The following is a 10496-nucleotide window of genomic DNA, read 5'->3' as shown; positions in this document are numbered from 1 at the left end:
CCGGATCACCGTGCGGCCGGCCGGTGTGCCGGCCGGGGCGTTGGACGGCGCGCCGGTGGTGGCGAACCCGGCCCGCCGCAGCTCGGCGTCGACCCGGGCACCGAGACCGGCCGCCCCCGCCGCATTGAACACCTGGACGTGCACCTGCTCCGGCGCGACGGTGCTCGCCCCCGCTGCTGCCGCCCCGCCCCCTGCCCCTGCCCCCGCTGCCGTAGCCGTAGCCGGGGCCGCCGAAGGCTCCGCCCCTCCCGCTCCGCCACCGGTCCCGCCCGCCCCGCCGTCCTCCGCCGTCAGCGGCCGCCCCTCCCGCACCGCGTCGAACAGCGCCCGGGCCCGTTCCTTGTCCCAGAGCACCGTCGAGCCCCAGCCGGCGACCGGGTGGTCCACCGAGGCCAGCGGCACGGTCACGAAGTCGGCCCGCCCGGCCGTCAGCTCCTTCATCCGGGTCGCCAGCGTGATCAGGTCGTCCGCCGAGAGCCCCTTGTCGGCCTTGACCGAGGCCAGCAGACTGTCGGTCGCCCGGGCCAGCCGAACCGGGTTGAGCAGGACTCCGCCGCTGGTCACCTGGTGCAGCAGCTGCGCGACCAGCTTCTGCTGCCGGTGCATCCGCCCCAGGTCGGAGCTGCCGTCCACATGCCGGGCCCGGACGTACTTGAGCGCGCCGGCGCCGTCCAGGGTGCTGGTTCCGGCCGGCAGGTCGAGGCCCGAGTACTCGTCCTTCAGCGGTTTGGCGGTGCAGACCCGGACCCCGCCGACGGCGTCCACGGCGGAGACGAACCCGGCGAAGTCGACCTGGAGGTAGTGGTCGATGCGCAGCCCGGTGTTCTGCTCGACGGTGGCGACGGTCAGCTGCGGGCCGCCCATCCCGAACGCGGCGTTGATCTTTCCCTTGCCCGCCGGGACCGTCCGCCGGGTGGCCGGGTCCCGGTGGGCGGGAATGTCGACGTAGGAGTCCCGGGGAATGCTGATCACACCGGCCCGGGAGCCGTCCCCGGAAAGCTGGACGATCATCATCGTGTCGGTGCAGTGGCAGGATTCCCCCCCGGCGTGCAGCACGGTCTTGAGCGTTTTCTCCGGGATCCCGTCGCGCTCGTCGGTGCCGACCACCAGGAAGGTGGTGGAGCCGTCGTCGGCCGGCCGTGCCCGGTCGTTGCTGAAGGCGTCCACCCGGTCGATCGACCCGATCCCGTGCAGTACTGCCCAGCCTCCGCAGGAGGTGACGAGGACGCTGAACGCGATGCCGGCGGCCAGTCGGCGGGGCCAGAAGCGGCGCCGCTCCGAGGGGCCGCCGGGCCGGTCGAGCGGCTCACCGCTCCGGTCGAGCGGGTCGGTGGACTGTTCGAGCGGGTCGCCGGACCGTTCGAAGGGGTCGCCGGCCGGGTCTTCGGGCTGGGCGGAGCGGGGGGAGACGGGCATCTCTCGGATGGTAGGGGCGCCCTCGGCCGGGCCGGGTGAGGGCGCGCCGTGGCCGGGGAGTACGGTGGGCCCCGGCCGGCGAAACGTTCCTCCGTGCGCCCCACGGGCGACCCCGGACAGCTCCTACGACGGTCCTTCGCACACTCCCTGCCCGCCCGGGCGGAGACGCCCAGACCGGGACAAGACGACACCCCGCCCGCACCGGTACGGTTGGCCCCGATGAACACCAAGGCTGCTGAGGAGCTGCCGGCGGTCTCCGTGATCATGCCGGTGCTCAACGAGGAACGACACCTGCGCACGGCCGTCCGGCACATCCTGGAACAGGACTACGCCGGGTCGATGGAGGTGGTGATCGCCCTCGGTCCGTCCACCGACCGCACCGCGCAGATCGCCGCCGAACTCGTCGCCGAGGACCCCAGAGTCCGGACGGTGGAGAACCCCACAGGGCGTACTCCCGCGGGGCTGAACGCCGCCATCCGCGGTTCCCGCCATCCGATAGTGGTGCGCGTCGACGGCCACGGCCTGCTGACCCCCGGCTACATCACCACGGCGGTCCGGCTGCTCGGCGAGATGGAGGCCGCCAACGTCGGCGGCATCATGCACGCCGAGGGCGAGACCGAGTGGGAGCACGCGGTCGCCGCGGCGATGACCTCCAAGATCGGTGTCGGCAACGCCGCCTTCCACACCGGCGGCCTGGCCGGCCCGGCGGACACCGTCTACCTCGGTGTGTTCCGGCGCGAGGTGCTGGAGCGCCTCGGCGGCTACAACGAGGAGTTCGTCCGCGCCCAGGACTGGGAGCTCAACTACCGGATCCGCCAGGACGGCGGCCTGGTGTGGTTCACCCCCCAGCTGCGCGTCACCTACCGGCCCCGGCCCACCATCAAGGCCCTGGCCAAGCAGTACAAGGACTACGGCCGCTGGCGCCGGGTGGTCACCCGCTACCACCGCGGCTCGGTCAACCTGCGCTACCTCGCGCCCCCCACCGCCTTCGCCGGGGTGACGCTCGGACTGCTGCTCGGCCTGGCCGTCCACCCGGCCTTCCTGGCCCTGCCCGGCATCTATGTGCTCGGCATCGCCGCCGGCGCGGTGAAGGAGGGGCGCGGCCTGTCGCCCAAGGCGAAGGCGCTGCTCGCGGTGGCCTTCGCGACCATGCACCTCAGCTGGGGCTTCGGCTTCCTCACCTCGCCCCGCTCGCTGGCCCGCAAGGTCATCGGGAGCCGCGCCCCGTCCAGCACGGACGTGGTGGCCGAACGCGGCTGAACGCGGCCGGACACGGCTGAGGACACGGCCGAACGCGGCCGAGGCACCATCCGGCCAATCCCGCGGACCCACCCTCCCGTCCCCGCGCCCGACGCTATCGTCGGGCGCCATGGGGACAGTCGAGGGCGGGTCCGCCGCCGTTTCCGAGGGCTCCGGGGCCCGGGTCGAACCCACCGCCGATGTCGACGGGCGCGCCGTGCTCGGCGCCGGGACGACGGTCTGGCACCTCGCCCAGGTCCGCGAGGACGCGGTGATCGGCGCGGACTGCATCATCGGCCGCGGCGCGTACGTGGGCCCGGGGGTGCGGATCGGCGACCGGGTCAAGCTGCAGAACCACGCCCTGGTCTACGAGCCGGCGGTACTCGAGGACGGCGTCTTCGTCGGACCGGCGGCGGTGCTCACCAACGACCTCTACCCGCGCTCGGTCGACGTCGACGGCCGGCTCAAGCGCGGCGAGGACTGGCACGCCCGAGGGGTGACACTCCGTCGGGGCTGCTCGATCGGCGGTCGCGCCGTCCTGGTCGCCGGGGTGACGGTGGGTCGCTGGGCGCTGGTCGCGGCCGGCGCGGTGGTGCACCGGGACGTCCCGGACTTCGCCCTGGTGGCCGGGGTCCCGGCCCGTCGGATCAAATGGGTCGGCCGGGCCGGCGAACCGCTGCGACCGGCCGGAACGGACCGCTGGGTCTGCCCGCGCACCGGCGAGGAGTACCGGGAGCACGACGGCCTGCTCGCCCCAGTCGAGCCCGAGCCCCCGGTCGAGCCCGAGCCGCCGGTCGAGCCCCTGAACGACGTTCCCCAGTAGGAGCGACTACTTCGCGCAGGCGTCGATGTCGTCGCCCTGGACCCGCTGGAGGTCCTTCGGAGCCTCGCTCGGCACCGGGGCCGGCGTCGCGGCGGCCTCGGCGGCGGCCGCCGCCGGAGCGTCCTTGCCGAGCACCAGCACCAGCCCGTCCCGGGCGCCCAGCTTCGGGTCGGCCTTGACGGCGCCGGCGGGCAGGCCCAGCGCGGCGGCCAGCGCCGCCGCCTCGGCGGCCTTCCCGGCCGGGTGGGCGATCGAGGTGGTCGTCGCGACGGGCGCGTTGGCGGCGGTGGCGGCCTTGGCGTAGCCCTTCGCCACCAGCCGGTCGACGGTCTGCTGCGCCTGCCCGGGCGTCCCGGTGCCGTTGCGCACCGTCACCCGCAGGTCCTTGGCGTCGGTCGCGGCGGCCGTCGACGCCGCACCCCCAGGAGCAGCCGGAGCAGCCGGAGCTGCCGGAGCAGCCGGCGCAGGCGTGGCCGCCGGAGCCGTCGCCGCCGGGGCCTCAGGCACCGCCGCCCCCGCCGCCGGCTCGGTCAGCGAGCGGTCGCCGCCGACCATCGAGAACAGCTGGGCGGCGTCCGGTTGCTTGAGCACCAGCCGGTTCTCGTCCGCCGGGTCGTCCAGCACCGGCACGGTGGCGAAGGTGATCTTCCCGCTGTCGACCTTGCTCAGGTCCAGCGCGAGGTCCTTCAGCTTGTCCACGCTGCCGATCCCGGAGTCCACGGTGAGCGCCTTGGTGGCGGAGTCCGCGAGCTTCCACAGCTTGGCCGGGTTGGTGAGGGTGTCGCTGCTCTTGATCGAGCGGATCATCGAGCCGATGAACTGCTGCTGCAGCGGTATTCGGGTGAGGTCGCCGCCCAGCCCGACGGCGTGCCGGGTGCGGACGAAGGCGAGCGCCTCGTCGCCCTGGACGACGTGCCGGCCCTTGCTCATCCGCAGGTGCGAGTCCGGGTCGTTGATGTCCTTGGCCGCGCACACCTCGACGCCGCCGACGGCGGTGGAGAGTGTCTTGACGGCGTCGAAGTTGACCATCACGAAGTGGTCGACCCGGATCCCGGTGACCTTCTCGACGGTCTTCCAGGTGCAGCCCGGATCGCGGCCCTCCTGGCCGAGGCTGTTGTTGAACATCGTGCGCGCCGTCCCGGGGATGGTCTTCCCGTCCGGTGCCTGGCACTCCGGGACGGGCACCATGAGGTCGCGCGGGATGCTGAGCGCCGTGGCGTTGCTGCGGTCCTTGGCGATGTGGAACAGCAGCGTGGTGTCCGCGTGCCCGGTGCTGCCCTCGTCGCCGTACTCGCGGCCCAGGCCCTCCCGGCTGTCGGTGCCGATCACCAGGATGTTCAGGGCGTCGCCGGCCGGCTTGGGCCGCTCCGCCTCGTTGCCCAGCTGCACCTTGACGGCGGTGATGTTGTTGTTGAAGTGCTGGTACGCGTAGTACGCGCCGCCGCAGCCGGCCACCAGGGCGAACGCGGCGAGGCCGCCGGTCCACTTCAGCACCCGTCGGCGCCGGGTGCGCCGGGCGGTCAGGGCCCGGCGCCGGGCGGCCCGGCCGCCGGGGTGCGGGGGCTCGGACGCGGCCTCGGCCGGGGTGTGCCGGCGCTGGACGGGGATGCCCCGGACGGGGTCGGCGGGGTGCCGGTCGGCGCCCGCTCCTCCGGCATGGATGTCCTGCTGCACGGGTGCTCCCCTCCCTCCGGCCGCTCCTCGGCCCGGCGCGCGAATTGCGCGACCGACTCGGACACCCTAGACGAGCCGGATGAGGGAATTGTTCCGGGTGTGATCTCCGCCATGGTTTCCGGAGCGAATTCCGCGGCCGAATACGGGGCCGGGAATTTCCGGGGAGAACCCTTCCAAGATCGTGATCCGTGTACGGAACAGTGATCGTGTCCAGGCTCAATGCACCGCGCAGGCGTCCACGTCGGCGGTCCGTCCCTCGAAGGCCGTCGGGCCGCTCGCGCCCGGTGACGGAGACGGGCCCGCGGACGCCGATGCCGACCCGGAAGCCGCCGCCGCCGACGCGGACGCCGACGCGGAGGCCGAGGGCGCGGCCGTCGGCCTCGTCCCCACCGGGGCGGCGGACGGACTCGACCCCGGCGGCCGCACCTCCACCGGCCGGTCGTCCCGCAGCGCCGCGAACAGCTGGGTGGTCTGCGGCTGCACGAACTCGTCCCGGTCCGAGTCGAACCGGTACGGCCGTCGCGGCGCCGTCAGGAAGGTCACGTCCGAGGACGGGATCCCGCGCAGGTCCTGGGTCAGGTCGTACAGCTCGCCCAGCGAGGACAGCCCGCCGTCCGCCTGCACCGAGGAGGTGGCGGCGTCCAGCACCGGCCACAGCTTGGTCGGGTTGAGCAGGACGTCCTGCGACTGCACCTTGCGGATCAGTGCCGCCAGGAACTGCTGCTGACGCCCCATCCGCTGGGTGTCGCTGCCGTCCCCGAGGGTCTCCCTGGCCCGGACGTAGCCGAGCGCCTGCTCGCCGTGCAGGGTCTGCCGCCCGGCCGCGAGGTCCAGCTTGGCGTCCTTGTCGTGGATCGGCTGCGGGACGCACACCTCGACCCCGTCGACGGCGTCCACCATCCGCTTGAAGCCCGCGAAGTCGACGATCACGTAGTGGTCGATCCGGATGCCGCTGAGCTGTTCCACGGTCCGGATCGAGCAGGCCGGGCCGCCGGTCTCGAAGGCGGCGTTGAACTGCATCAGCGTCGGCCGGCTGCGGCTGCCGTCCGGCTTCTCGCAGGCCGGGACGCTCACCATGACGTCGCGCGGGATGGAGACGGCGGTCGCGTGCCGCCGGTCGGCCGCCAGGTGGAGCAGGATCGTGGTGTCCGAGCGCTGGCCGCCGGCCGCGCCGTAGGTGGCGTTGGCGCCGGTCCGGTCGTCGCTGCCGATCAGCAGCAGCAGGTTCTCGGCGCCCCGGGCCCCGGCGGTCCGGCTGGGGCGCTCGGCCTCCAGCCGGGCCAGCAGCTGGTCGGTGGTGGAGTCGGTGCGGATGTTGCCGTCGAGCTTGCGGTAGGCGACCCAGAGCAGCGTGCCGCAGCCGACCAGCAGGAAGGCGAGGACGCCGGCGGTGACGATCAGCCACCGCCGGCGCCGGCGTCTGCCTCCGCCGGGCGCACCGGGCGCACCGGGGGACTCCGGGCCCCCGGAGCCTCCCGCCCCGGCGGCGCCGTCCGGCCCGTCCGACGGCTGTCCCGTCGGCGGTTCTCCGTTCGGCGTCCGCCCGGTCGGCGGGACTTCGGTCTGCGGGGGCTCGGTCGGGAGGGGTTCGGTCGGGGGGTGCTCGGTGTCGTCCTCGGCCATGGCAGGGATCCCTACCCGCCCGGCCGGGGCCGGGGGTTACCCGAGGCGCAGTGTCACCCGTTCGGATTCGACCCGCTTCTCCCACTGCTCGGCGTCCAGGCCGTCCGCGTTGCGGCAGAGCACCACCGACGCGCCGGCCGCCAGCGGCGCCAGCAGCCCGGCCTCCAGCCCGGACCAGTCGTCGAAGGAGAGGGTGGAGAGCACCCGGTCGCCCGGTCCGAGGCCGAGCCGGACGGCGCCCTCGCGGGCCAGCTGGACGGTCTGGTCCCCGGTCAGCTTCAGCGGCAGGCCGTCGACCACGGTCTCCAGCGCGGGGGCGTCCGGGGTGACGGGGGAGTAGGGGGCGAACCGGTCGCCCTGCCCGGGCACCTCGGCGGCGTAGTCCAGGAAGCCGTCCGGGCGCTGGGGGAACCGCCCGCCGAGCGGCCGCAGGGCGAGCGCCACCCGCTCGCCCTCGCAGGCCTGGGCGGCCTCCAGCCCGTCCGGGCCGCTGACCACCAGGTCGGCGGCGGCCGGGTCGCCGGCCGGGACCGCCGTCACCCCGACCGACCAGCAGGCGAGCAGCCAGACGGCGCTCTGCCAGTGGGCCGGGAGGAGCAGCGCGGCGCGGTCGTCCGGACCGGCGTTGAGTTCGTCCTGGAGCAGGTTGGCGGTCTTGGCCACCCAGTTGTCGAAGGTCCTCGCGGACAGCTCCACGCGTTCGCCGGTGGCGTCGTCGTAGAAGGTGACCAGTGGGGCCGCGGGGTCGACCGAGGGAGTGCCACCTCGCAGGTAAGCGTGCAGCAGCTCGACGGGGGTACGGGCATCGGCAGCGAAAGGCGAAGTCATGGTGCGCCCCAGCCTACGGCCTTCGGGTGGACGTCCGGGAGGGGTGGCGGAAGGGTCGCGGGGTGGCGTGGCGGCCAGGTCGGAATCCCGTGAACATCCGGGTTATGAGCATCTCTCCTCGTGCCCTCCGCGGCCGCCCGCCCGTCGTCCTGCTCGCCGTCCTCGCGGCCGTCCTGACGCTCCCGTCGATCCCCGCCGAGGCCCGGGCCGGGGGTGGGGCTCCGGTGGAGCGGCCGGGGGCGCGGGGTCCGGCGGGCAGCGGCTCGGTCACCTCGCTCCCGCTGACCGGGGGGCGGCTCCTGGCCGGGCGCACCGCCCGCCGGTTCGACCTGCTCGGCGTCGGTTGGGACGGCCCGGCGCGGGCGCTCGCCGGGGGCACCGTCAAGGTCCGCGTCCGGGACGCGGCCACCGGCGTCTGGAGCGGCTGGCACGAGCTGGAGACCGACGGCGAGGACGGTCCGGACGCCGGGGCCGACGCCGCCGTCACCGCTGCTGCCACCGCCGCCGACGGCCGTGCGCCGCGCGGCGCCACCGCCCCGCTGTGGACCGGCCCGAGCGACGGTGTCGCCGTCGAGGTGACGCCCGGTCCGGCCGGACCGCCGCCCGGACTGCGGGTGGAGCTGGTCGACCCGGGGGAGGGCGTCCGGTCCGCCGGCGCGCGGAGCACCGCCGCCGAACCGGTGGACGGCGGCCGGCGGACCGGCCACCACCAGGCCCCGCGCCCCGAGATCGTCACCCGGGCCGGCTGGGGCGCGGACGAGTCGATCCGCGAGCCCGACTTCGAGTACACCGGACCGGTCCGGGTGGTCTTCGTCCACCACACCGCGACCACCACCGAGTACGCGTGCTCCGACGCGCCCCGGCTGATCAGGGCGATCTACCAGTACCACGTGCAGAGCAACGGCTGGCGGGACATCGGCTACAACTTCCTGGTCGACCGCTGCGGCACCGTCTACGAGGGCCGGGCCGGCGGCACCGACCTGCCGGTGCACGGCGCGCACACGCTGGGCTTCAACACCGACTCGGCGGGCGTCGCGGCGATCGGCACCTTTGTCACGGACCTCCCCCCGGCGCCCCTGCTGACCGGGGTCGCCCGGATCGCGGCCTGGAAGCTCGGCCTCACCGAGCAGGACGCGGGCGGGAGCACCCGGCTGGTCTCCGGCTCCGACGGCAGCCTCTACCCGGCGGGCACCGGCGCGGTCTTCCAGGCCGTCTCCGGGCATCGCGACGCCTTCAACACCGAGTGCCCGGGCGACGCCCTGTACCCGAAGCTCCCCGAGCTGCGCACCGAGGCGGCGCGGCTCCAGGGCCGCTGACGCCCGGGTCGCCGACGCCAGGGCCGGGCCCGCCCTACTCCGGGCCCGGCCCGCGCGCGATCAGCGCCCGCAGCTCGGCCGTCAGCGCCCGCGCGAGGTCCGGCCGCTCGTCGTACCGGGCCGGGGTGGTCTGCAGCAGCGCGATCCGCCAGCCGGCGCCCGCGTCGACCGCGATCACCGTGTGCAGCGCGTTCAGCGCGGGATCGAGGTCCTCCGCGTCGTCCGGCACCAGGCCGGCGACCGCGTCCAGCTGTGCCACCCGGGACCCCAGCGCCCGCACCCGCCGGACCTTGGCGACGTACTCGGGCGTCGGGCTGCCGGTGAAGATGCGTCCTAGTTCGGCGGCCATCACCGACCGGCCGCCGTGCCGGGTCCCGTCGAAGCCGATCAGCTCGCCGTCCACCGCGAACGGCCCGGCGAAGGCCGCGCCGTCCCGCAGGTTCCACCCCTCCAGCACCCGGTGGTAGAGGGACCGCACGGCACTCTCGTCACCGGCGGACAGCTCCGGCACCCGCGTATCGTTCATATCCCTATGGTCGGCGGACGGCGCAGGAGGTGCACGGCGGTGAGCGGGACGTCGACGGGCGGGCGCGCGCCCCGGACCGCACCCGCGGACGTGCCCGGCCCCGGGAGCCCCGACGCCGGAGCCGTCCGCCACTGGCGGCCCGGCTTCCCGCTGGACGTGGCCCGCACCCTGCTGCCGCTGCGCCGGGGCCCGGCCGACCCGTCCTACCGGAGGACCGCCGACGGCGCCCTCTGGCGGGCCTCCCGCACCCCCGGCGGCATCGGCACCCTGCGGGTGCTGCCCCGGCCGTCCGAGGGCGTGGTCGAGGCGACCGCCTGGGGGCCCGGTGCGCAGTGGCTGCTGGACGGGCTGCCCGGCCTGCTCGGCGCCCAGGACGACCCGGCGGGCCTGGTCCTGCCGGCCGGCCCGCTGCGCGAGGCGCAGCGCGGCGCGGCGGGGGTGCGGCTGACCAGGACCGGCCTGGTCCTGGAGTCGTTGGTGCCGGCGATCCTGGAACAGAAGGTCACCACCGGCGAGGCGTACCGGGCCTGGCACACCCTGCTGCGCGCCTTCGGCACCCCGGCACCCGGCCCGGCCGAGGGCCTGTGGGTGGCACCCTCGGCCCGGGAGTGGTCGCTGGTGCCGAGCTGGGAGTGGCACCGCGCGGGCGTCGACCCGAAGCGCTCCGCGACGGTGCAGCGCGCCGTCCGGCTGGCCCCCCGGCTGGAGGAGGCCTCCGCGATGGGCCACGAGGAGTCCTTCGCCCGCCTGACCGCCGTCCCGGGCGTCGGCATCTGGACGGCCGCCGAGACCCTGCAGCGTTGCAACGGGGACGCGGACGCCGTCTCGGTCGGCGACTTCCACCTGCCCAACACGGTCGGCTGGGCGCTGGCCGGCCGCGTCCGCAGCGACGACGCCGACATGCTGGCCCTCCTGGAGCCCTACCGCCCGCACCGCCACCGCCTGTGCCGGATCCTCCTGTCCACCGGCACCCACGCCCCCCGCTTCGGCCCCCGCCTCACCCCCAACGACCACCGCCGCCGCTGAAACCGCACGTTCGGGTGAGCTGTGC

General features: G+C 75.0%; 9 protein-coding genes. 4 read left to right on the top strand and 5 right to left on the bottom strand.

What is annotated here, in order from left to right; genetic code table 11:
* Window positions 1-1416, bottom strand: a 1416-nt coding sequence (locus tag VR45_RS50120; protein WP_052709285.1) for an LCP family protein, incomplete at its 3' end; no start/stop codon positions are given.
* 219 nt (window positions 1417-1635) lie between these two features.
* Between VR45_RS50120 and VR45_RS22270 the strand changes: the two genes are divergently transcribed.
* Window positions 1636-2676, top strand: coding sequence for a glycosyltransferase family 2 protein (locus VR45_RS22270; protein ID WP_045941577.1), 1041 nt, complete (start codon window positions 1636-1638; stop codon window positions 2674-2676).
* A 109-nt stretch (window positions 2677-2785) separates the two neighbouring features.
* The gene (locus VR45_RS22265; RefSeq protein ID WP_045941576.1) at window positions 2786-3478 is read left to right on the top strand and encodes an acyltransferase; all 693 of its coding nucleotides are present in this window, start codon (window positions 2786-2788) and stop codon (window positions 3476-3478) included.
* A gap of 6 nt (window positions 3479-3484) precedes the next feature.
* Here the strand turns inward: VR45_RS22265 and VR45_RS22260 are convergent, their stop codons facing one another.
* From VR45_RS22260 to VR45_RS22250, 3 genes are all read right to left on the bottom strand, one after another.
* Window positions 3485-5152: an LCP family protein gene (locus tag VR45_RS22260; RefSeq protein ID WP_234326080.1), complete on the bottom strand. Its 1668-nt coding sequence runs from the start codon at window positions 5150-5152 to the stop codon at window positions 3485-3487.
* Window positions 5153-5368: 216 nt separating this feature from the next.
* Entirely contained in the window at window positions 5369-6775 is a 1407-nt protein-coding gene (locus tag VR45_RS22255) for an LCP family protein (protein ID WP_078896736.1), read from the bottom strand.
* A 36-nt stretch (window positions 6776-6811) separates the two neighbouring features.
* Entirely contained in the window at window positions 6812-7603 is a 792-nt protein-coding gene (locus tag VR45_RS22250; protein WP_045941575.1) for a TIGR03089 family protein, read from the bottom strand.
* A 104-nt stretch (window positions 7604-7707) separates the two neighbouring features.
* Here VR45_RS22250 and VR45_RS22245 point away from each other — a divergent pair, with 104 nt between their 5' ends.
* Window positions 7708-8919 carry a peptidoglycan recognition protein gene (locus tag VR45_RS22245; protein WP_045941574.1) on the top strand — a complete coding sequence of 404 codons (1212 nt, stop codon included), beginning with the start codon at window positions 7708-7710 and terminating at the stop codon, window positions 8917-8919.
* 34 nt (window positions 8920-8953) lie between these two features.
* Here the strand turns inward: VR45_RS22245 and VR45_RS22240 are convergent, their stop codons facing one another.
* Window positions 8954-9445 (bottom strand): SgcJ/EcaC family oxidoreductase, encoded by a 492-nt coding sequence (locus tag VR45_RS22240; RefSeq protein WP_045941573.1) that lies wholly within the window; start codon window positions 9443-9445, stop codon window positions 8954-8956.
* Window positions 9446-9535: 90 nt separating this feature from the next.
* Between VR45_RS22240 and VR45_RS22235 the strand changes: the two genes are divergently transcribed.
* Entirely contained in the window at window positions 9536-10471 is a 936-nt protein-coding gene (locus VR45_RS22235) for a DNA-3-methyladenine glycosylase (protein ID WP_045941572.1), read from the top strand.
* The last annotated feature ends 25 nt before the right edge of the window (window positions 10472-10496 follow it).

The organism is Streptomyces sp. NRRL S-495, assembly GCF_000966955.1.
GTDB classification, from domain to species: Bacteria; Actinomycetota; Actinomycetes; order Streptomycetales; family Streptomycetaceae; genus Kitasatospora; species Kitasatospora purpeofusca.
This window is presented reverse-complemented; position numbering and strand designations above follow the sequence as displayed.